The 20,617-nt window shown below is 73.3% G+C and carries 23 protein-coding genes; 11 read left to right on the forward strand and 12 right to left on the reverse strand.

The window, feature by feature from the left end; all coding sequences use genetic code 11:
* Nucleotides 1–85 precede the first annotated feature (85 nt).
* Nucleotides 86–598, forward strand: a complete 513-nt coding sequence (locus JT723_RS23745; RefSeq protein ID WP_205046802.1) for a flavin reductase family protein — start codon at nt 86–88, stop codon at nt 596–598.
* A 65-nt stretch (nt 599–663) separates the two neighbouring features.
* On the opposite strand, the gene arfB is transcribed toward JT723_RS23745, so the two are convergent.
* A complete protein-coding gene (arfB, locus tag JT723_RS23750) occupies nt 664–1,092 on the reverse strand; it encodes an alternative ribosome rescue aminoacyl-tRNA hydrolase ArfB (protein ID WP_205046803.1) in 429 nt (142 codons plus the stop codon).
* Nucleotides 1,093–1,232: 140 nt separating this feature from the next.
* On the opposite strand from arfB, the gene JT723_RS23755 reads away from it, so the two are divergent.
* From JT723_RS23755 to JT723_RS23775, 5 genes are all read left to right on the forward strand, one after another.
* Nucleotides 1,233–1,808, forward strand: a complete 576-nt coding sequence (locus JT723_RS23755) for a TerD family protein (protein ID WP_205046804.1) — start codon at nt 1,233–1,235, stop codon at nt 1,806–1,808.
* Between the two features lie 78 nt (nt 1,809–1,886).
* The gene (locus JT723_RS23760) at nt 1,887–2,375 is read left to right on the forward strand and encodes a hypothetical protein (RefSeq protein WP_205046805.1); all 489 of its coding nucleotides are present in this window, start codon (nt 1,887–1,889) and stop codon (nt 2,373–2,375) included.
* Nucleotides 2,376–2,485: 110 nt separating this feature from the next.
* Nucleotides 2,486–2,941, forward strand: coding sequence for a tellurite resistance TerB family protein (locus JT723_RS23765; protein ID WP_205046806.1), 456 nt, complete (start codon nt 2,486–2,488; stop codon nt 2,939–2,941).
* Between the two features lie 275 nt (nt 2,942–3,216).
* Nucleotides 3,217–4,275: a helix-turn-helix transcriptional regulator gene (locus JT723_RS23770; RefSeq protein ID WP_205046807.1), complete on the forward strand. Its 1,059-nt coding sequence runs from the start codon at nt 3,217–3,219 to the stop codon at nt 4,273–4,275.
* An 11-nt stretch (nt 4,276–4,286) separates the two neighbouring features.
* Nucleotides 4,287–5,309, forward strand: coding sequence for a helix-turn-helix transcriptional regulator (locus tag JT723_RS23775; protein WP_205046808.1), 1,023 nt, complete (start codon nt 4,287–4,289; stop codon nt 5,307–5,309).
* A gap of 82 nt (nt 5,310–5,391) precedes the next feature.
* On the opposite strand, the gene JT723_RS23780 is transcribed toward JT723_RS23775, so the two are convergent.
* Both JT723_RS23780 and JT723_RS23785 read right to left on the reverse strand, forming a co-directional pair.
* The gene (locus tag JT723_RS23780) at nt 5,392–6,180 is read right to left on the reverse strand and encodes a hypothetical protein (RefSeq protein ID WP_205046809.1); all 789 of its coding nucleotides are present in this window, start codon (nt 6,178–6,180) and stop codon (nt 5,392–5,394) included.
* A 1-nt stretch (nt 6,181) separates the two neighbouring features.
* Nucleotides 6,182–7,459, reverse strand: coding sequence for a PLP-dependent aminotransferase family protein (locus JT723_RS23785; RefSeq protein ID WP_205046810.1), 1,278 nt, complete (start codon nt 7,457–7,459; stop codon nt 6,182–6,184).
* Between the two features lie 633 nt (nt 7,460–8,092).
* Here JT723_RS23785 and JT723_RS23790 point away from each other — a divergent pair.
* The gene (locus JT723_RS23790) at nt 8,093–8,914 is read left to right on the forward strand and encodes a helix-turn-helix transcriptional regulator (RefSeq protein WP_205046811.1); all 822 of its coding nucleotides are present in this window, start codon (nt 8,093–8,095) and stop codon (nt 8,912–8,914) included.
* A gap of 701 nt (nt 8,915–9,615) precedes the next feature.
* A complete protein-coding gene (locus JT723_RS23795; RefSeq protein WP_265934415.1) occupies nt 9,616–10,509 on the forward strand; it encodes an ATP-binding SpoIIE family protein phosphatase in 894 nt (297 codons plus the stop codon).
* 230 nt (nt 10,510–10,739) lie between these two features.
* Here JT723_RS23795 and JT723_RS23800 read toward each other — a convergent pair whose 3' ends face one another.
* The 4 genes from JT723_RS23800 to JT723_RS23815 form a co-directional block, all read right to left on the reverse strand.
* Nucleotides 10,740–11,639 (reverse strand): MauE/DoxX family redox-associated membrane protein, encoded by a 900-nt coding sequence (locus JT723_RS23800; protein WP_205046813.1) that lies wholly within the window; start codon nt 11,637–11,639, stop codon nt 10,740–10,742.
* Between the two features lie 12 nt (nt 11,640–11,651).
* Nucleotides 11,652–12,272, reverse strand: coding sequence for a twin-arginine translocation signal domain-containing protein (locus JT723_RS23805; protein ID WP_205046814.1), 621 nt, complete (start codon nt 12,270–12,272; stop codon nt 11,652–11,654).
* Between the two features lie 58 nt (nt 12,273–12,330).
* Nucleotides 12,331–12,753 carry an RlpA-like double-psi beta-barrel domain-containing protein gene (locus tag JT723_RS23810; RefSeq protein WP_205046815.1) on the reverse strand — a complete coding sequence of 141 codons (423 nt, stop codon included), beginning with the start codon at nt 12,751–12,753 and terminating at the stop codon, nt 12,331–12,333.
* A gap of 344 nt (nt 12,754–13,097) precedes the next feature.
* The gene (locus tag JT723_RS23815) at nt 13,098–13,469 is read right to left on the reverse strand and encodes a hypothetical protein (protein ID WP_205046816.1); all 372 of its coding nucleotides are present in this window, start codon (nt 13,467–13,469) and stop codon (nt 13,098–13,100) included.
* Nucleotides 13,470–13,763: 294 nt separating this feature from the next.
* Here JT723_RS23815 and JT723_RS23820 point away from each other — a divergent pair, with 294 nt between their 5' ends.
* Complete coding sequence (locus tag JT723_RS23820; protein WP_205046817.1) at nt 13,764–14,300, forward strand: DUF6328 family protein; 537 nt, start codon at nt 13,764–13,766, stop codon at nt 14,298–14,300.
* A gap of 22 nt (nt 14,301–14,322) precedes the next feature.
* On the opposite strand, the gene JT723_RS23825 is transcribed toward JT723_RS23820, so the two are convergent.
* A complete protein-coding gene (locus JT723_RS23825) occupies nt 14,323–15,111 on the reverse strand; it encodes an MBL fold metallo-hydrolase (RefSeq protein ID WP_205046818.1) in 789 nt (262 codons plus the stop codon).
* Nucleotides 15,112–15,203: 92 nt separating this feature from the next.
* On the opposite strand from JT723_RS23825, the gene JT723_RS23830 reads away from it, so the two are divergent.
* Together JT723_RS23830 and JT723_RS23835 are read left to right on the forward strand one after the other, a co-directional pair.
* On the forward strand, nt 15,204–15,803 hold the full coding sequence (locus tag JT723_RS23830; protein ID WP_372441371.1) for an ABATE domain-containing protein: 600 nt from the start codon (nt 15,204–15,206) through the stop codon (nt 15,801–15,803).
* An 84-nt stretch (nt 15,804–15,887) separates the two neighbouring features.
* A complete protein-coding gene (locus tag JT723_RS23835; RefSeq protein ID WP_205046820.1) occupies nt 15,888–16,742 on the forward strand; it encodes a hypothetical protein in 855 nt (284 codons plus the stop codon).
* 1 nt (nt 16,743) lies between these two features.
* Here the strand turns inward: JT723_RS23835 and JT723_RS23840 are convergent, their stop codons facing one another.
* The 4 genes from JT723_RS23840 to JT723_RS23855 all read right to left on the reverse strand — a co-directional run bounded on the left by JT723_RS23840 (nt 16,744) and on the right by JT723_RS23855 (nt 20,551).
* Nucleotides 16,744–17,625, reverse strand: a complete 882-nt coding sequence (locus JT723_RS23840) for an aldo/keto reductase (protein WP_205046821.1) — start codon at nt 17,623–17,625, stop codon at nt 16,744–16,746.
* Between the two features lie 124 nt (nt 17,626–17,749).
* The gene (locus JT723_RS23845) at nt 17,750–18,541 is read right to left on the reverse strand and encodes an ABC transporter permease (protein WP_205046822.1); all 792 of its coding nucleotides are present in this window, start codon (nt 18,539–18,541) and stop codon (nt 17,750–17,752) included.
* On the reverse strand, nt 18,538–19,563 hold the full coding sequence (locus JT723_RS23850; RefSeq protein ID WP_205046823.1) for an ATP-binding cassette domain-containing protein: 1,026 nt from the start codon (nt 19,561–19,563) through the stop codon (nt 18,538–18,540). The genes JT723_RS23845 and JT723_RS23850 overlap by 4 nt, the downstream gene beginning before the upstream one ends.
* Nucleotides 19,564–19,708: 145 nt before the next feature.
* A complete protein-coding gene (locus tag JT723_RS23855) occupies nt 19,709–20,551 on the reverse strand; it encodes a DUF4097 family beta strand repeat-containing protein (RefSeq protein ID WP_205046824.1) in 843 nt (280 codons plus the stop codon).
* Between the last annotated feature and the right edge of the window lie 66 nt (nt 20,552–20,617).

Below are 20,617 nucleotides of genomic sequence, written 5' to 3' on the forward strand. Positions count from 1 at the left end.
CCACAGCCCGATCCGCATTCTCGTACCGACCCGTAACGTGAGGAACGTGCTTCACACTTCACCAGACCGGCATCCTGGGACCACCATGGCCCAGACCGTCGACACCGATGACTTCCGCGCCGCGATGACCCGCCTCACGGCGGGCGTCGTCCTCATCACCGCGCACGACCCGGACGACGGGCCGCGCGGCGAGGACGTCGGCATGACCGCGACCGCCTTCATGTCCGTCTCCCTCGAACCCCCGATGGTGCTGGTGAGCGTCCGGGTCGGGTCCCGGATGGACGAGCTGCTCGAACGGCAGCCACGCTGGGCCGCCTCCGTGCTCAGCGAGAGCCAGCGGCACATCGCCGGGCGCTTCGCGCTGCGCGGGCGGATCAGCGACCGGCTGCTCTTCGAGGACATCGCCTACTACCGCGGTGAGCACTCCGGCGCCCCGATCCTGGGCGGCGCGCTGTCCATACTGGAGTGCGAGACGACCCAGCGCGTACCGGCGGGCGACCACACGCTCGTCGTCGCCCGCGTGCTTGCCGCCCGCACCCCGAGCGCCGACGGCGGGCCGCTGACGTACTTCCGCGGCCGCTACCGCTTCCTGCGGTAGCCGGACGCCCCGGGCCACCGCCGGACCCCGCGTCACCGCAGGACCCCGGCACGGCCGGCCGCCGGTCACTCCCAGCCGCCGCCGCTGCGCCCGCGCTTGGTCTGGCTGCGCTGCTTCTTCACCCGCAGCCGCCGCTCGTTGATGCCGCGCGGGATCTTCGTCGCCCGCCGCGCCTTCGGCGGCGGCGCCGTCGCCTCGGCCAGCAGCGCCGCGAGCCGCGCGGAGGCGGTCTCCCGGTTGCGCCACTGCGAGCGGTGCTCGGAGGCGCGCACCGCGATCACCCCGCCGGTCAGCCGGCCCGCAAGGCGCTCCAGCGCCCTGCGCTTCCACACCTCGGGCAGCGCCTCGGTCGCGGCGAGGTCGAACCGCAGCTCGACCTGGCTGTCGGTGGTGTTGACGTGCTGGCCGCCGGGCCCCGAGGAGCGCGAGAAACGCCACTGGAGCTCCGCCTCCGGCACGGAGACGGAACCGCGGATGACAAGTGGCCCGGACATGCCTCCATGGTCCCCCGCCGACGCTCCGGCGTCACGGGATTTACCTGCGCAGCGGAACCAGCACATCCCCCGTCCGCGTTCAGTCCGATGAGGGTAGTTTCGACGGCAACACCTACGACCAAGACATAAGGGGACTTCCCATGGCGGTAAGCCTGTCCAAGGGCGGCAACGTCTCGCTGACCAAAGAGGCGCCCGGACTGACGGCAGTGACGGTCGGCCTCGGCTGGGACGTCCGTACCACCACCGGCACGGACTTCGACCTCGACGCGAGCGCCATCGCGGTCAACGCGGGCGGCAAGGTCTACTCGGACGGACACTTCGTCTTCTTCAACAACAAGCAGACGCCCGACCAGACCATCGTGCACACCGGCGACAACCGCACCGGCGAGGGCGAGGGCGACGACGAGGCGATCAACGTCAACCTGGCAGGGCTGCCCGCCGACATCGAGAAGATCGTCTTCCCGGTGTCCATCTACGACGCCGAGACCCGCAGCCAGAACTTCGGCCAGGTGCGCAACGCCTACATCCGCATCATCAACCAGGCAGGCGGCGCCGAGATCGCCCGCTACGACCTGAGCGAGGACGCCGCCACCGAGACCGCCATGGTCTTCGGCGAGCTGTACCGCAACGGGGCGGAGTGGAAGTTCCGCGCCGTCGGCCAGGGCTACGCCTCCGGCCTGGTCGGCATCGCCACCGACTTCGGCGTCTCCCTCTGACGAGCCGCGCACCGGGCGGCCGCCTCGCGCGCTGACCTGCGGGAGGCCGGTCACCCGGCGATCTGGGACGATCGCCGGGTGATCGACCTCGGCTACGCCCTCTCCCGCCGCTTCCCCGACCCGCCGCAGACGGACTACCGCACGGCGGACGTACGGGCGCTGCGGCACGACCTCTTCTGCGGCGACGTCTACCTCGCCGAGGGCGAGCGGGAGCTGTCCACCGCGTGGGGGTGGGTGCCGGTGCTGGACTTCGCGTGGGCGCTGTGCGACATCGCGGAGCAGCTGGACCGCGACCCCGCGGGCAGCCGGGCGGCCCGCCCGCAACACGCCGAGTTCGACTTCACCGAGTCCACCGACCGGCTGCGTTTCGTACGCCGCTTCGGCCATGTCGACGTGACCGCCGACTGGCTCCCCGACGAGCCGCCGCTGCCCGTCCGGCACGCGGAACTGCGCCGCGAGGCACGGGACTTCCTGCACGACGTGGTCGCCGACCTCACCGACATGCACGAGGACCTGGCGGGCAATCCCGCGATGTGGGCGCTGCTGTCCCGCTTCCCCCGGGTGTGAGCCGCCTCCCGGGCCGCCGGGGTGGCGGGCGTTACCGTCGGCTTGGGAACTCCTTTACGCTCCGGAAGAGTTCTCAGACCATAACGACCGCCTGTGCGAGGAGACCCCAGATGGCCCTGTGGGACCGTTTCAAAGAGTCCGCGAGCAACATGCAGAACCAGCTCAACGCGAAGAAGAACGACCTCAAGAGCGGCGCCTTCCGGGACGCCAGCATGGCGATGTGCGCGCTGGTGTCGGCCGCCGACGGCACCATCGACCCGGCGGAGCGGCAGCGGGTCGCCGCGCTGATCGGCACCAACGAGGTGCTGCAGAACTTCCCGGCGCTGGACCTGCAGCGCCGCTTCGAGGACTACCTGTCCAAGCTCACCGCCGACTTCGCCTTCGGCAAGGTGGCGATCCTGCAGGAGATCGCCAAGGTGCAGAAGAAGCCGACCGAGGCGCGTGCGGTGATCCAGATCGGCATCGTCATCGGCGGTGCCGACGGCGACTTCGACAAGACCGAGCAGGCCGTGGTGCGCGAGGCGTGCTACGCGGTGGGGCTCAACCCGCAGGAGTTCGACCTCTGACCGCCCGCCGGCCGCCCGGCCGGCCCGCACCGGCGGCAGGCATGCCCGGGACGCATCCGCGCGTCCCGGGCATCGGCATATGCCCAGAAAACGGCGCAGCCGCGGTCACAGGCCGGTCGCGCCTTGCGGATACCCGGTACGTTCGGCTCCGTTGGCGGGTAATACTTGCGTGACACTCTGTGGCAGGCACAGATACCTGAGGTTTCGGGGAACCTCGGGCGCGGGGGCGCCCTCCGGTATCCGCACGGCCCCGGATCACCAAGGGAGGAAGGTACATGCTTCCCGTACCGAGTGAGGACGCGTGCCCGAAAGGGTCGGCGGGCACGTCGGGCGGAGTCAGCACCCAGCGGGACGAGGACGCGGCGCTCGCCCTGTACGAGATGCTGCGCACCAGCGGCGGGGTCCCCGAGGACGGCCGCTACCCCGATCTCGACACCGGCGACCCGCACGGCCGCGGCTGGCGCCGGCTGCGCGAACTGGGCCTGGTCCAGGTGCGCGACGGTGTCGCCGAGGCGGTCGACCCCGACGCGGCGCTGGCCAGGGCCATGGACGACTACCAGGCCAACGCGGCGGAGCAGCTGCGCAGCGGGGTACGGTTGCAGCGCGTGACCGAGGCGCTGCTGTCGGTCTACCGGCCGTCGGTGCAGCGCGAGATCAGCCAGGTCGCGGTGGAGTTCATCACCGACCCGCGGCGCAAGCAGCGCACCAGGCTCGACCTGTCGGACGCCGCCCGCGAGTCGTGCAGCTCGATGCACCCCGGGCCGATGCCGCCGATCGAGGTGCTGGAGGCCTCCCTCGAACACGACCGCACGATCATCGCCCGCGGGGTGCGCAGCCGGGCGATCTACCCGATGTCCTGCCTGCACTCCCCCAAGTACGCCCGCTACCTGCACGACCTGGCCGACGCCGGGGTGGAGCTGCGGCTCGTCGACCACGCGCCCTTCGACATGCTCACCTTCGACGAGAACGCCGCGGTGCTCGCGGCCTTCCCCGACCGGCCGAGCGACGCGGTCATCGTCATCAGGGGCGCCGCGCTGATGCTCTCCTTCCAGGCGGTCTACGAGGACTGCTGGCTGCGCGGCCTGACCCTGGCGCGGGCGTCGGCGACCAGCGCGGACGACAGCGAGATCACCGCACAGGAGCGGGTGATCATCCGGCTGATGGCCTCCGGGCTGAGCGACGACCAGATCGCCCGCAAACTGGGGGTGCACCGGCGTACGGTCCAGCGGGCCATCTCCAAGCTGATGGAGCGGCTGAACGCGAGCAGCCGCTTCGAGGCCGGGCTGAAACTCGCGGGCGACGCGGAGTTCGCGAAGACCTTCGTGGTGCAGTGAAGGAGGCGGCAATGGTGGTTGCCGACGCGGCCGGCAGGGACGAGGACGCCGCACTCGCCCTCTACCGGGAGTTGCGCAAGAACGGCGAGGCGTCCGTGGAGGAGCTGCGGGTGTCCGCGGGCCTGGACGTGGCGCGGGCCGCGGCCGGCTGGGCCTGGCTGGAACGGCTCGGCCTGGTGCGGGCCAAGGACGGCGGCCCCGCCAAACCCGTGGAGCCGCACGCGGCGATCCTCGGCGCGATGGAGTCGTACAGGACGGCGGCGACCGAGCACGAGCGCAGCGCCCGCGAGATGCAGCGGGTGCTGGACTCGCTGATGACGGTCTACGAGCCCGCGGTGGCGCAGGACGACGCGGTGGGCGTCGCGGTGCGCTTCCTGGGCGGCGACGCGCACAAGAAGCAGATGATGATCGACCTCAACGAGTCGATGCGCATCAGCTGCGACTCGCTGCACCCCGGGCCGATGCCGCCGATGGAGATCCTCAACTCGTCCCTGGAAAGGGACCGGACGATGCTCGCGCGAGGCGTGCGGGTGCGGGCCATCTACCCGCGCTCGATCCTGCACACCCCCCGGTACCTGCGCTACCTGCAGGACATGACGGCGCTGGGCGCCGAGGTGCGGCTGATCGACCACGCTCCCTACGACCTGCTGGTCTTCGACCGGCACACCGCGCTGCTCGCGGCCGACCCGGAGGACCCGAGCCACTCGCTGGCGGTCGTGGTCGGGGCGGTCCTGGTCAAGTCCTACATCGCGCTCTTCGAGGACTTCTGGCTGCGGGCCGCCAGGTTCGACGCCCCCCAGCCGACGGCAGGCGGCCACCTGCCAGAGGTGACCGCGCAGGAGCGGGCGGTCATCCGGCTGATGGCCGACGGGCTGAGCGACGACCAGATCGCCCGCAAGCTCAGCGTCCACCGGCGTACGGTCCAGCGGGCCATCTCCAAGCTGATGGAGCGGCTGGACGCGACCAGCCGCTTCGAGGCGGGCCTGAAACTGGCGTGCGACGCGGAGTTCGCGGCGCTGCTGTCCGGCGCGTGAGACCGCCGCCTGGCCGGTGGCGCGGCCCGGTCCGGCCGGTGTGGTGACCTGGCCGGTGGCGTGGTGCGCCGGCCGGTGACGCTCAGCGTTCCGTGAAGCGCGCCCGGTCCGCGGCCGGGAGGTGGTCGGTCAGCCGGCGCAGCAGCGCCGCGATCGGCCCCGGCATCCCGGGAAAGGTCGAGATCAGCAGGTGCACCAGGGCGAAGCCGAGTGCCGACGACTGGTCCGGGCCGGTGCGCAGCCACGCCGAGACCGCGAGCCGCACCACCCGCTCGGCGTCGGGCGAGCCCAGGCCGTGCAGCCGGGCCGCGGCCACCGTGTGGAAGTGCGTGGCCGCCTCCCAGTCCCCGTCCAGGGCCGCGTCCTGCGCCGCCCGCATGACCGCGGCCGCCCCCTCGGGGCAGGCGCGGGCCGCGCACACCTCGTGCGGCATGCCCGCCGGGTCGCCCCAGCAGGGGTCGGGCGGGCACCTGCCGGGCACCGGCAGCAGAGCGCCGTCCACCGGGCTCGCGGTGCCGTCCTCGGCGACCAGGCAGGTCTCGACGCGGCCGTCGGCGTGGCCGACGGCGACCCGGGTGGGCCGGCCGTTCTCGCGGGCCTGCCAGGCGGCGGCGGACCAGGCCGGGTGGGTGTCGTCGGTGAGGTCGCGGGCCTGCGACATGACGGTGCCCCAGGTGTGCACGGTGCCGCCGGGCAGCACCGCGATGCTCACCGGGGTGACGGCGCCCCGGTCCGCGCCGGGGCGCGGCGCGAACCAGTCGCCCGCCCAGTACGTGGTCGCCGGCGGGATGGCGGGCAGCTCGACCGGGACCAGCCACTCCGCCCCGGTGCCGTCCCTGCCGGGTAAGGCGCTCGCGTGCCGCCCGGCCATCTCAGCCGTCCCGCTGGGAAGCGGCCACGGCGGCGGTACGGCTCCCGCCGGGCACAGGACGGTGCGAAGGGCCGGCCGGCGGCGCGGTCCCCGATCCCAGGTCGCGGCACAGGGCGTCGACCGTGGCACGGGTCAGCGGCGGCAGCACGGTGAGCCGGGCGTGCGGGCCGTCGGTGTCCAGCCGCCAGCGGGTGCACACCGCGGCGGCCGGGCGGGGGAAGCGCAGGGTCAGCCCGCGCCCGGCGCGGGTGGGCCGGTAGCCGGCCTCCGCGAGGTGGTCGGCGGCGTAGCCGGCGGTGTCGTAGCACTCGTGCACCAGGGCGCGCAGCCCGTCGTAGCCGCGGTCCCGCAGCGCCGCCCACAGCAGGGCGACGGCCAGCGGGTTGGGGGTGGTGCCGCGGCCCCTGGAGGCCTTGGTGCGGGCGGTGCCGACCAGGACCACCCCGCACGGCACCGGGAGGCCCAGCAGTCGGTGTGCGGTCAGCGACAGGCTGTCGGCGCCGTCCCGCAGGTCCCACGCCAGCGGGAGCGGGGAGAAGGGGGCGAGCAGTCCGGTGTCGCCGGCGTCGACGTGGACGTGGACGGGTCCCGCGGGGGCGGCCGCCGCCCGTATCGCCGCCAGGTCGTCGTCCGCGCCCTCGGCCGCGGCGCCCGCGAGGGTGGCCAGGACGACGGCGCCGCCCGGTCTTTCCGCGGTCAGCAGCCGCAGCGCCTCGGTGTCCATGGTCCCGTCGGCGCCGTGGGGGACCTCGACGACGTCCATGCCGAGCTGGTCGGCATGGCAGCGGGCGGCGTGGTGCACGGCGGCCGACACGTACAAGGGGGCGCCGGGCAGCGCGTCGCGGCCGGCCCGCAGCCCGACGAGCAGCCCCTCGGCGCCGCCCGCGGTGACATACCCCTGGGTGTGCCGGCGGTCGCCGAGTGCCAGGTCGGTGCAGAAGTCGGCGACGGCCTGCTCGAAGGCGAGCACGGCGCCGCCCGCGGTGACCGGGTCCGGGGCGGCAGGTGAGACGGCGTCGAGGTCGATGTCCGCGAGTGCGGCCAGCATCTCGGCGTAGTCGCCGTGGTAGGAGGCGGGGAAGTCGTCGAGCAGCTCCGTCGCGTGCATCTCCGCGGACCGCAGCGCGGCCACGAGTCCGGCGAGCTGCCGGCGGGTGTCGGCCGGGTCGGCGGCGGCGAACCCGATGAGCTGGCGCGGTTCTGGCGCGACGGCGAATCCCGCGGCGCCGCCGGGCGGCGGCGCCTGTACGGGCAGTGGGGCGAACGGCAGGTACGCCATGACGACCTCCGGAAACTTCAGCGCACGAGGTGGCGGGGAGTCGGCGGGCCAGGCCGACCCCCCGCTCACCGCCGAGGGCTCCCCCCCGGAACCGGGCGGAGCGGGCCGGTGGCCCTCGGCGGCCCCGGTCGCGGCGACTCGGGGGGCCGCGACCGGGAGCAGGGTGGTGTCCGGCACTCCCCCGGCGATGTTTTCGCCGCGGTCAGTGCCGACGCGAGAATTGGTACCTGACGCCAGGTGCCTCCCGCTACGAACCCAAAGGTGCGTAATCCGGTCCGCGAGCTGGTGTTCCGTCCTGCGTTCCCGCCCCTAGCTGGCACTTCGCAGGGGGGCCGGGGCCGTTGTCCAAAATGGGACACGTACCAATGTGGACAGACCCGTTTGCGGACGGTGGCGCAAGTACGCCAATTCGGCCCCGGTGGCGCATACTTCCTGGTCGGTGGCCCGGTGATGCGCCGCGAGCAGCCGCCGCTGCTTTCCCCATTGCTCAAACCACCCTCAAATCCGCAGGTCAAACGGGGGACATGGGCATTGGTTGACAGTCATCGGGGCAAGCCAAGACCATCGAATGGCCAGTATCGGAACGGTGACGCACGCATGCATCACCTCGGCCGGATCTCGGGGGAGATGCCCATGGCACCGCACCACGGGGATTCCCCGCCACTGATCCACGGCTTCCTCCGCCAGGCCCGCAAGCAGCACAGCGATGCCGCCGACCGCACCTCCCCCCTGGCGGCGGGAAAGCGCCGCAGCGGGCTGAGCCAGCAGGACGTGGCCCAGTACATGGGCGTGTCGACCCGGCTGTACCAGGACTGGGAGGGCGGCGTCCGGCCGATCCCGCAGCACCGGCTGGACTCGCTCGCCGAAGCGCTCGGCCTCGACTCCGCCCGCCGCGACGAGCTGTGGTTCGTCGCCAGCGGGGGCTTCCCGCCGCGCGGCCCCAGCCGGCCCGACCCCGAGGCCGTCAGCGGCTGGACGAGCTACCTGCGCGCCCTGCCCGTCCCCTCCCTCGCCGTCGACGCCGGCTGGCGCATCGAGGAGAGCAACACCGCCTGGCAGCGGCTCTTCCTGTCCGCCGGCGAGCCCGAGCCGGCCAACCTGCTGCGGTTCGTGCTGTTCAACCCCTACGCCCGCCGGCTGTGCGGCGAATGGGAGGACGGCTGGGCCACCTCGTACCTGCGGCAGCTGCGCCTTGAGGCGGAGACCACCCGCAGCGCGGAGCTGCGCCGCATCATCGACGAGCTGCAGGACCACCCGGAACTGGCCGAGCTGTGGCGGGCGGTGGACCGCTCCAGCCGCATCACCCTGCACAACGACGGCCAGGTCCGCATCATCGTCCCCCCCGTCGGCGGCCACCCCCAGCACGTCCGCACCCTCGTCTCCACCCCGGCCCACGACCCCCGCCGCCGCATGGTGACCTTCCTCCCGACCCAGGCCACCGCCCACGCCGCCTAGGGCGGAGCCGGTCCCGTAACCTCACGCCCTGACGCCCCGGGGGCGTTCGCGCCACGGCCTGTTGCGCTTCACCGCGCCGCCGCCTGCCGGTATCCGCAGGGAATTCCGCTGATTCCGGTAAATGAGCCGGGAAATGCCGCCTGCCCGTGCCCGTGCGCCTCCGGCCGAGGAACCGAGAAAGTGCTCCATGCGGCGGAAACCGCCGGCCGTAGGCTGAAGACGTGGGGGACGAGACCGCCAGAAGCTGAGCGGTATGGGCTTTGAGCGGTGGGTCCCGGCCAGTCGCCTGACACTCGTCATGGAACGCCGTGACGGCATGCTCGTGGATTTGGCGTGCCGCGCCCAGAGCGTCCTGAAGGCCGGAGTGGTCGCCGTCTACCTTCCGGTGCCGGCCGAAGCGATGCTGGGCACCGCGGTTGCCGCTGTCGAAAGCCTGGGCATCGGTCCACTGGAACGGCTGCCCCTGGCGGAGGACGTCTACGCCACGGTCCGCGCGTACACGACCGGCAAGACCGCCGTCGCCCACTCGATCGACATCCTCGGCAACCACCCGGAATTCGCCACCGTCGCGCCCTATCCCCTCACCGTCGCCTCCGCGCCACTGGACGCGCCAGGCAGACGGTTCGGCGCAGTCAGCGCCTTCTGGCCCGGGATCTTCCGCGAGATCGGCCCGGCCGAGATCGAGCGCGGGGGCGTCGGTGGTGATGGGCCAACTGCTCAGCGCCGGGCGCGCCTACGGCACCGACGGGCTGGACCCCGGAGAACTGCTGCGCAGTACCAACCGGCTGCTCGTCGGCCTCAACACCGACCTGTTCGCCACCTGCTGCTGCGCACGGCTGGACCCCGAGACGGGGCTCATGCGCGTGGCGACGGCAGGACATCCGCCACCGTTGATCAGAGGCGCCGCCGGCGACTATGCCGATCTCCGCCTCGACGTGGGGCCGCCGCTCGGGGTCGACGCCGACTACGGCTACACCGACGTCGGTGTCCCGCTGGAGCCGGGGGCGCTCCTGGCCTTCTACACCGACGGGTTCCTCGGCGGCGGTACCGGGCGCGAGCTGGACCCCGACGTCATCGACACCGCCGTCGCCACCTCTCACGGGCAGCTGGAGGAGATCGGCGACCAGGTCGTGGAGCGTACGACCGGCGCCCCCTCGACCGCGGACGATGCCGCCCTGCTGCTTCTGCGCTACGAGGAGCCCGCCGCGACGGCGCGCCGCTACATGCGCCGTCTGGAGATACCCCGCCGCGATCTGCTCGGCGTGGAGCGCGCACGCCATTTCCTGCACGGGTGGCTCACCGCCTGGAGTCTCGGCACGGTCGACGACGAGGCCCAGCTCCTGCTGTCGGAGATCGTGACAAATGCCCTCGTCCACGCAGACAGCGACGTCGACCTGCGCCTGCGCCGCTACCCCGGCCACCTGCGGGTGAGGTCCGCGACAGCGAACCCCCACCCCGCCATCAACGTCGGGACACCCGGCGAGGACCAGGCCGAGAGCGGACGCGGGATGATGATCGTGTCGGCCCTCGCGTCCGCCTGGGGCAACTCGCCGAGCGGCCGCGGCAAGGCCGTCTGGTTCGAACTCCCGCTGTGACCCGAGCACCACGGGCCGGCCGGAAGCCGCAGCGCACGGCTGCACCCTCCAGCGGGCTCCTGCCAGGACGCCCGTCGGCCGAGCCCGGCATGTCGCGCGCGCCCACGTGCGCGCGCCGGTCTTGGCGCCGTGACGGAGAAGTTCCGGGAAGGCCTCGACCGGCTGGGCGAGGTCGCGTGCACCCCCGGGGGGACAGGGGTCCCGCCGGGGGTGCACGCTCTCCGGCCCTGTCAGGTGGCCAGCGGCAGCGCGGTGCGCACCGGGACCGGGGTGAGCACGGAGGAGGGGACCACCTCCTCGGTCTCCTCGTCGATCAGCGAGACCCGCACCGCCGGGTTGGGCGCGGTGTCGACGGTGAGGGTGAGGTCGAGCGCGAAGAGCACGCTGACCGGGTGGGTGCCGCGCGCGTCCCGGTAGCTGCCGGCGTAGCGCAGCACCCGCCAGCCCTCGTCGTCCCAGTGGTCGAGCAGCGCCGAGCGCACCACCGGCATCGCGGTCTGCCAGGCCAGCGAGTTCTCCAGCAGCTGCACGGTCGCCGCGACCGGCACCCGCTCGCCCGCTGCCGACGGCAGCGGGTTGCCGAAGACCTTGATACGGGCCTTGCGCAGCGGCAGCAGCCACACGTGGTCCAGGTCCGCGCTCGCGCACAGCAGCAGGACGGCCGCCGCGGCCAGCACCAGTGCCGAGCCGCCGGGCCGCCGGGTCAGCTGCGACCACCAGGCCGCGTCCGCGCCCGCCGCCGCGACACCGCCGGCCGCGACAAGACCGGCCCTGGCGAAGGAGCGCACCCCGATCGGCCCTTCCGCCGCGGCGCTGCACCCGCAGGACGACTCGGGGGCGGTGGCCCTGGCGTAGGCGAGGTAGCCGGTGAAGCCGGCGCCGAGCACCGCGGTGCCGACACCGGGCAGCAGCGCCTCGGGGGACGCCAGCAGGGCGGCGGCCAGGGCCAGTTCGACCCCGCCGACGGTGCGCAGCGCCAGCGTGGCGCGCCGGCCGTCGTTGAGGACCCGCACCAGCACGGTGTTCGCGGCCAGTTGTGCGGTCTGCCGGCCGAAGAGCTTGCCCGCGCCGGTCACCGCGAGCAGCAGCGCACACACCAGCGGGGCGAGGTTGGAGACCAGCGGAATCATCGCACCGCCCCCTCAGTGCCCGAGCGAGACGCGGGCGATGTCGATGTTGCCGTCCGCGGGCCGCCAGGCGCCGAGCACCTGGGCCTCCTGCCCGATCCTGGTGCGCGACAGGTCGGCGGTCAGCGCCCCGCCGAGGTAGGAGGCGGTGGTGGTGTCGGGCACGATGTGGCCGACGAGTTCCTCGTTGCCGTGGGTGAGGTGCAGCCGGTCCTTGGCGATGCCGCGGATGGTGACGTAGACGTTGACGATGTTCACCCACACCGCGTCGGCGGCGATCGTGCCGTCGGGCATGGCCGCGCCGCGGGCGTAGAGGCCGTCGCCGACCTCGATGGACTCCGCGGTGGTCGTGCGCAGCTTCCAGATGCTGGTGGCGTTGGTCAGCTGGATCAGGTACCGCTCGCCGTGGGAGCCGGCGACGTCCAGCACGTTCCGGTTCATCGCGACGACGCGGCCCTCGGCGAAGGCCGCGGGGATCGCGGTGTCGAGCGAGTCCATCGGCTCGGCGAACGCGGCCTCGGCGTCGAGCCCGCCGAGCGCGGACGCGCCGACGATGGTGGCGCCGCCGACGGCCGCCGTGGTCAGAAAGCGCCTCCGGTCCAGGCGACGCCCGCCGGATTCCTGGCTGTGACTCATGTCGTCCCTCCTTCGTGACGGTGCTGCGGGGTGTCGGGGTGTCGGTGGGTTCCTGAGGTCACTCGTAGATGTAGACGGGCAGCTTGCCGGAGCTGAGGCTGCCGATCGCGGTGAAGGCCGAGGGGGTGAGGTCGATGACGCGGTTGGTGCGGCAGGCGCCGTTGCAGCAGGTGGCCTCGCCGCAGAAGCTCTTGGTGCGCGGCCCGCAGTCGGCGAGCGTCACGCAGACGGTGGCGCCCGAGCACTGGTGGCGCACGTTCATGACGGCGCCGCAGGTGCGGCGCGGCATGTTCTCGCCGCACAGGTCGGGCCGGGTGATGTCCCAGCAGGCGGCGGAGAGGTTGGGCCAGGCGGCCATGTGCTTGCTGGACTGGCAGGTGCCGCATGCGCCGGTGCCGGCGCTGCCGCAGGAGCCCCAGGCGTTGCCGCAGCAGAACCAGGTGGCTTCGCCCGCCCACAGCGAGGTCGATCCGCAGGCCATGTCGCATCCCTTCGTGTTGGGCGCAGGTCATTCCTGACCTGCGCATGACAAGATGACCTGCACATACGGGGACGGTGGCGCCGCGGAACGGGGGGCCGCGGCGGTGCCGGCGGGAGGCGCCGAGGGGAGTTACGCGCGCATGACAAGAGGGAGTGGGGGCCGCGTCGTTGCGGGTGAGCCTGTGCGGGGTGGGGACTGCCTCGGGCAGGCCTCCTGCTGTGCCGTATGCGTCTGACGAGTCGGCTGTGCAGGGTGGAACAGGCCCCCATGATGCGCCTGTCTACGCGCGTTCGGAAGGGGTCCCGCAGTCCCGGTGCGCGCCTTTCCGGCTCGCGCGCGGGGCTTCAGACCGACACGGGCCAGTCCACCAGGCCGTAGAAGACGACGAAGCCGATGACCACCAGGCAGGGCGCGAAGACCGCGAGCACCCACCGCGTCCCGACGTTGCGCTCCCGCCGGGGCAGCGCCCAGCTCACCAGCAGCAGGACGAGCGACAGGCCGAGGGCGACGGCCAGCACGTCGAAGGCGGGCTCGAAGGAGTCCTCGAAGTGCGCGGCCTCCGCCTCCTCGCAGGAGTCGCAGGCCATCGGCGAGAGCGAGGCGTAGACGAAGGCGCAGAAGGCCAGCGGCAGGGTGATCAGCGACGACGCCAGCGGCGCCACCCACCCCCCGGACACCGGCTCCTGCGGGGCGCGGCATGTCAGCGGGTACGTCATGCCCCCACTGAACTCCCGCGCCGCCCGCGGCACATGAGTCGGCGTACTCAGGACCTGCGCGGGTACGCCTACCCGCCGACGTTTCTGCGGCTCATGCCGTCCAGCGACTCCGTGGACCGGGCCGGAGCGGCCGGCGAACTCCCGTACGGCGTCCGGCGAGGTGTTGTCGCCGCTGACGGGATCGGCCCCCCGCCCGGCACCATCCGGAGGGAATCGGCCGCTTTCCTGTGCCTGCGGGCCGAAGCCGGGTAACCGCAAGGGGTACGGGCGCACGTCACGGAAGGGGTGGACGCCATGGCCGACCGCGGGGAGGCCCCGGGAAGCGGCGGGCCGGCCGGCGGCCCGGGCCGGCACGAGACCGCGGAGGAGCGCGCCGACCGGCGCTGGGGCGATCTGCTGCAGGAGCTGCGGGTCGCGCAGACCGGGGTGCAGATCCTCTTCGGCTTCCTGCTGACCGTGGTCTTCCAGCAGCGCTTCACCCAGCTGTCCTCCGCCGACCGGAACCTCTACGTCGCCACCGTCGTCCTGGGCGCGGCGACCACCGGCGCGCTCGTCGGCCCGGTCGCGATGCACCGCCTGCTCACCGGGCGCCGCCTGAAGCCCGAGACGGTGGTGTGGGCGTCCCGTATGACGGTGCTGGGTCTGGGCCTGCTGCTGTGCACGACGGCCTGCTCGCTGCTGCTGGTGCTGCGGCTGGCCGTCCACGACACCCTGGCCGCCTGGCTGGCCGGGGCGATGGTGGTCTGGTTCGCGCTGTGCTGGCTGGTGCTGCCGCTGTGGGCCAGGCACCACAGCATCCGGGCCGAGCGGGCTCAGCCGCCGCAGGCCTGAGGGCACCCGGCCCGGGGGCCGCTCACCCGGCGGGCTGGAGGCGGTCGGCCAGGCCCGCGGCGGCGAAGGCGGCGGTCAGGTCCTCGCGGCTCTCGGTGAAGTGCGCCCAGCTGTCGCAGTGCGCGGCGACCACCCGGCGGGCGCCCAGGATCGCGGCGGCCTCCGCGGCCATCGCGCTGTCCAGGACGATGGGGGCGCCGCCGAAGAGCACGGGGAAGCGCGGGGCGCCGGCGAAGAGGACGGCGGTGTCGACCGGACCGAAGCGGCCGGCGATCTCCCGTACGGCGTCCAGCGAGGCGTTGTCGCCGCTGACGTAGACGGTGGGGAGCTCCTCCCCGGTCAGGACGAAGCCGACGACCTGCCCGGTGACGGGTTCGACGTCGGCGCGCGCGCCCGGCCCGTGGATCGCGGGCACACCGGTGACGGTGACCGTCCCGCCGCCGGGCCGGTCCAGCTCGGCGGACTCCCAGTCCGCCAGCCCCCTGGTCCCCTCCCCGAGACGCCGGCTGCCGTCGGGCGTGGTGAGGGTGAGCGGTACGCCGGCCAGCAGCGCGCGGCCCGAGTCGTCGAGGTTGTCGGCGTGCTCGTCGTGCGAGAGCAGCACCACGTCGATCGGCCCCAAGTCCGCGGGCTGCGCTGCGGAGGGCGCGGTCTTGGTCAGCAGCGGGCGCCCCGGGCGCTGGTAGTCCCCGGGCGCGTCGAAGGTCGGGTCGGTCAGGAAGCGCAGGCCGCCGTACTCGAAGACGGTGGTGGGGCCGCCGAGCACGCGGACGGCGGGGTGCGGGGCTGCGGGGTGCGCGGCTGCGGACATGAAAGACCCTTCCTCACGGATGGCGACCAGTGTTTCCGTGAGAGCAGGCTAGTCACTTCTCACGTATGGAGGCAAGCCGTAGCATGAGATTCATGAAGGAGAGCGCGACCGCCCCGCCGCCGCTGCCGCCCGCCCCCGGCGCCGAGCAGTACGTGGCCCTGGACTTCGCCGACAGCCGGCTCACGCTGCCGGCCGGCCAGTCCCTCGACCTCCTGGCGACCCCCGCGGCAGCCGAGGCCTGGCTGACCGCCCACGGCCTGGCACCCGAGGGCGCGGGCCTGCGCGAGGTGTGCGCGTCCCGGCTGCGCGACCTGCGCGAGCACGTACGCGCCCTGATCGGCGCCCGCATCGAGGGCCGCCCCGCCCCCGCCGACGCGCTCGCCGCCGTCAACGCCGCACTCACCCTGGCGCCCGCCGCCCGCCTGCTGACCTGGGACCCGGAACACGGCCTGCAGCGCGAGGCGGCCCACCCGGTCACGCAGATCGTCGAGCACGCGCTCGCCGCACTCGCCGCGGACACCGCCGACCTGCTCACCGCCCCCGACGCCGAACGCCTCACCGCCTGCGGCTCCGCGCCCTGCACCCGCTTCCTGCTGCGGCACGGCCGCCGCCACTGGTGCTCCACCCGCTGCGGCGACCGCGCCCGCGCCGCCCGCTTCTACGCCCGCCGCACGGGCGCCGCCACGACCTGACCGCCCGAGCCGGCCCGACCCGGGCCCCGTACCGGCCTACGATGTCCCCCGGGGCGACACCAGTGGCGCATGGGGGGATCGGGGATGCCGGGATCACGGCGGGGATGGCGTACCGCTGCCGCGGGCGCGCTGGCGGCGCTGCTGCTCGGCGCGTGCGGGACGCAGGTGGCGGGCCAGGGCGCCAACGACCCGGTGCCGCACACCGCGGGGCCGAGCACCCCGATCGCCTGGACCACGGCGGAACCCTCCCAGGTCACCGGCGTCAGCCTCAGCGGCGACCGCCGCACCCTGACCGTCCAGGTGCAGGTGCCCAGCGGCGAACACCCGTGCGTCCGCGACCTCAAGGCGGTGCTCACCGAGCCGCCCACCGACATCGTCCGGGTCCAGGTCACCTTCTCCTCGCCCTCGTTCGACAGGGCGTCGGGCTGCACCCGGGAGAAGCCGGCCAGCACCCAGGTGCACCTGCCCGCGCCGCTGACCACCGGCCAGCGGCTCGTCGTCGACAACTACGACACTTTCACCGCCGAGGGCGCGGCGCTCCCCGCGCTGCGGCTGTGCGGGAAACTCGGCTGCACCCCGCCGGCCACCGGCTGCACCGACGCCTCCTACGACCAGGCGCTGCTTGCGGTCGCCGCACCGGCCCACACCTACCGCGACTCCGAGGACTGCGACGGCAACTGGCTGGTGCTGGACTTCTCCTGGCGGACGGGACCCGCCTGCGGCGACTCCGGCAGCTCGGCCTGCACCTCCCGGCTGGGCGACCGCTACTTCTTCCGCGCCGAGCCCTCCGGCTGGGTCCCGCTCACCTCGGGGGCCGCCGGCGGGTGCGGGAGCGTGCACAAGGTGGCGCCGGACTTCCCGACCGCGATGTGCGCCTCGCTGCCGCCGCTGTCCGCTCAGCTCCACCCGGTGCACACGCCCGCCGCGAAGGGCGGGTGACTCAGGCCCAGGTGTCCAGGTCCACCGCGTCGGGGTCGGGGCCGCCGCGCACCCCGGAGTCGATCGCGTCGATCGAGGCGACCTCCTCGGCGCTGAGGGAGAAGCCGAAGACGTCGAAGTTCTCCGCGATGCGCTGCGGGCGCACGGACTTGGGGATCGTGGCCAGCCCGTGGTCCAGGTGCCAGCGCAGCACCACCTGGGCCGGTGTCCTGCGGTGGCGGGCCGCGATGCTGTGGACGGCAGGGTGGTCCAGCGGGTTCTTGTCCGCGCTGCGCCCGCCCTCCCAGTAGGTGTTCACCCCGCCGAGCGGCGACCAGGACTGCGTCACCACGCCCAGGCCCGCGCCCGCCTCGCGCAGCTCGCGCTGTGTGAAGTACGGGTGCAGCTCCACCTGGTTGACCGCGGGGACGACGCCGGTGCGGTCGACCAGCCGCCGCAGGTGGTCCGCGGTGTGGTTGCACACCCCGATGGCGCGCACCCGGCCGTCGGCCAGCAGCTGCTCGGCCGCCCGGTAGGAGGCCACCGTCTCCTCGAAGGACGCGGGGGCCGGCCAGTGCAGCAGGTAGAGGTCGAGGTGGTCGAGGCCGAGGTTGGCCATGCTGGTGTCGAAGGCGCGCAGAGCGGCGTCGTAGCCGTAGTCGTCCAGCCACAGCTTCGTGGTGACGAAGACCTCGCCGCGGTCGACGCCGGAGCGGGCCAGGCCCTCGCCGACCTCCTTCTCGTTGCCGTAGACGGCGGCGGTGTCGATCAGCCGGTAGCCCTCGCGCAGCGCCGCCTCGACCGCGCCCGCGGTCTCCTGGGGGCTGCTCTGGTAGACGCCGAGGCCGAGGGCGGGCATCGGGACGCCGTTGTTCAGGGTGATCGTCGGGCTCTTGCCGGTCATGGCATTTCCTCGCTCGGTGGAAGGTCGCGGGACGGTCATCCCCCATGCAACCCGAAATCGCCGCCTCCCAGGCGCAGTTGACGCAAGGGAGGCGGCGCGGGCGACGTCACCGGAGTGGTCCTGGCTACTTCTGGTCGCGGTTGAAGAGGGAGGTGGACCACAGGTAGCCGAGGGCGGCGAGGCCCAGGCACCAGGCGACGGCGGCCCACCCCTTGTCGCCGATCTCCGTGCCCAGCAGCAGGCCGCGCAGCGTCTCGATGGCGGGGGTGAAGGGCTGGTACTCGGCGATCGGCTGGAACCAGCCCGGCATCGCGTGGACCGGCACGAAGGCGCTGGAGATCAGCGGCAGGACCATCAGCGGCAGCGCGTTGTTGCTCGCCGCCTCGGCGTTCGGGCTGGACAGGCCCATCCCGACCGCGATCCAGGTCAGCGCGAGCGAGACCAGCGCGACCAGGCCCAGCGCCAGCAGCCATTCCACGGGCGTGGCGCCGGTGGACCGGAAGCCGATCGCCACCGCGACCGCCCCGACCAGGACGACGCTGGCCACGCACTGCAGCACGCTGCCGACGACGTGCCCGATCAGGACCGACCCGCGGTGGATCGCCATCGTGCGGAAGCGGGCGATGATGCCCTCGTTCATGTCGATGGCGACCGACACCGCGCTGCCGATGGTGGTGCCGCCGACCGTCAGCAGCGCGATGCCGGGGACGAGGTAGGCGAGGTAGGCGGACCGGTCCGTGCCGCCGTCCCCGATGCCCTGGCTCATCACGCCGCCGAAGACGTAGGCGAAGAGCAGCAGCAGCATGACCGGGGTGAGCAGCAGGTTCAGCGTCATGGACGGGTAGCGGCGGGCGTGCAGGAGGTTGCGCCGCAGCATGGTGGAGGAGTCGCGCACGGCGAGGGAGAGGGAGTTCATCGGGCGTCCTCGGCGGTCTGGTCGGTGTGGGTGGTCGGGGGCTGGATCCCGGTGGCGTGCCGGGGCACGCCGGGTCCGGTCAGGGCGAAGAAGACGTCGTCCAGGTCGGGGGTGTGCACGGCCAGTTCGTCCGCCTCGACGCCGGCCGAGTCGAGCCGGTCGAGAACCGTGCGCAGGGCGCGCTGGCTGCCGTCGCTGGGGATGCGCAGGGCGAGCGCCTCGTCGTCGCGGGTCGCGTCGGGCCAGAAGGCGGTGGCCTTCCCGTACGCGGACGGGTCGGAGAAGCGCAGCCGCACGTGCCCGCCGGGGACGAGCCGCTTCAGCTCCTGCGCGCTGCCCTCGGCGGCGATCCTGCCGTCGTTCAGCACCGCGATGCGGTCGGCGAGTTCGTCGGCCTCGTCCAGGTACTGCGTGGTCAGGAAGACGGTGGTGCCGTCGGCGACGAGCCGGCGGATGATCTGCCACATGGTGTGGCGGCTGCGCGGGTCGAGCCCGGTGGTCGGCTCGTCGAGGAAGAGGATGCGCGGGTTGCCGACCAGGGTCATCGCGATGTCCAGGCGGCGCTTCATACCGCCGGAGTAGCTCTGCGCGGGCTTGCCCGCCGCCTCGACCAGGTCGAACAGCTCCAGCAGTTCCGCGGCGACCCGCCGCCCCTCGCGCTTGGGCAGGTGGTGCAGGTCCGCCATCAGCAGCATGTTCTCCTCGCCGGTGATCAGCCCGTCCACGGCGGAGAACTGCCCGGTGACGCCGATCGCGGCCCGCACGCCGTCCGGCGAGGTGGCGACGTTGTGCCCGGCCACCTGGGCCTGGCCGCCGTCGGCCGCGACGAGCGTGGAGAGGATCTTCACCGCGGTGGTCTTGCCCGCGCCGTTCGGCCCGAGCAGCGCGAAGACGGATCCTGCGGGGACCCGCAGGTCGATGCCGTCGAGGACGGTCTTGCCGCCGTAGGACTTGCGCAGGCCGACGGCGGAGACGGCGGGGGGCGGGGCCGTTTTGGATGTGGGCATGACAGATGAAGCCATGGAGCTGTCCCTTTCGAGGGGTGGGGCGACTGGTTTCGTGCACATGGGCCGGCGGCGGTTGTCATGCCGGCGGCGGTTGTCATGCCGGCGGCGGTTGTCGTGCCGGCGGCGCCGGCGGGCGGCCCGGGGGCCGGCCCGGCCGGCGTCAGGCCTTCGCGCGGCGGATGTCGATGTTGCCGTAGCGGGTACGGGCGCGGACCTCGACGGTCTCCTCGGTCTCGTCGGGGGTCGCGGACTCGGCGAGGGTGTTGCGCACCTGCCCGGCGCCCGAGCGGACGTCCAGCCAGGCGGCGGTGCCCTCGCGGACCCCGACCTCGATCGCGCCGTAGGAGGTCTCCAACTGCACGCTGCCGCGGACCACTTCGCCGACCCGCAGGGTGCCGTGCGCGGTGACCGCGGTGACCGAGCCCTCGGCCCTGCGGATCTCGATGTCGCCGTTGGCGCCGCGCACCCGCAGGTCGCCGGTCGCGGCCCCGACGGTGGTGGTGCCGTGCGAGTTCTTCAGTACGGCCGGGCCGTCGATCACACCGACCCGCAGGCTGCCCGAGCTGGTGCTGATCTCGGCCAGGCCCTCGACCCGGTCCACGCTGATCGAGCCGTGCGAGGCGGTCAGTTGCAGCGGCCCGGTCGCGTCCAGCCGGACGTCGCCCGACGAGGTCTTGACCCGGACCTCGCCGAGCCGGCCCTCGCCCAGCACCTGCACCCAGGAGCCGGTCATCTCCACCCGCGAGTCCGCGGGCAGTTCGACCGAGATGTCGACGGTGCCGGTGCGGCCGAAGAGGTTGCCCTTGGGGGTCCTGACGGTCAGCACGCCGTTCGCGAAGCCGACCTGGGTCTGGTCGGCGGCCTTGATGTCCTGGTCGCGCTTGGGGTCGCGCGGCCGGACCTCCACGACGGTGTCGGTGCGGTCGCCCGCGGTGAAGCCGATGGAGCCGGCCTCGATGTGCGCGGTGGCGGAGATGGGTTCGGGGGTGGCGTAAGTAGGCATGGTCGTCCCGTCCTCGTGGGTCCGTGGGGCGTCCCCGCAGGTGGGGACGTGATGGTGGGTTGCTCG

It is taken from the genome of Actinacidiphila bryophytorum (assembly GCF_016916835.1).
In the GTDB taxonomy this organism is placed as follows: Bacteria; Actinomycetota; Actinomycetes; order Streptomycetales; family Streptomycetaceae; genus Actinacidiphila; species Actinacidiphila bryophytorum.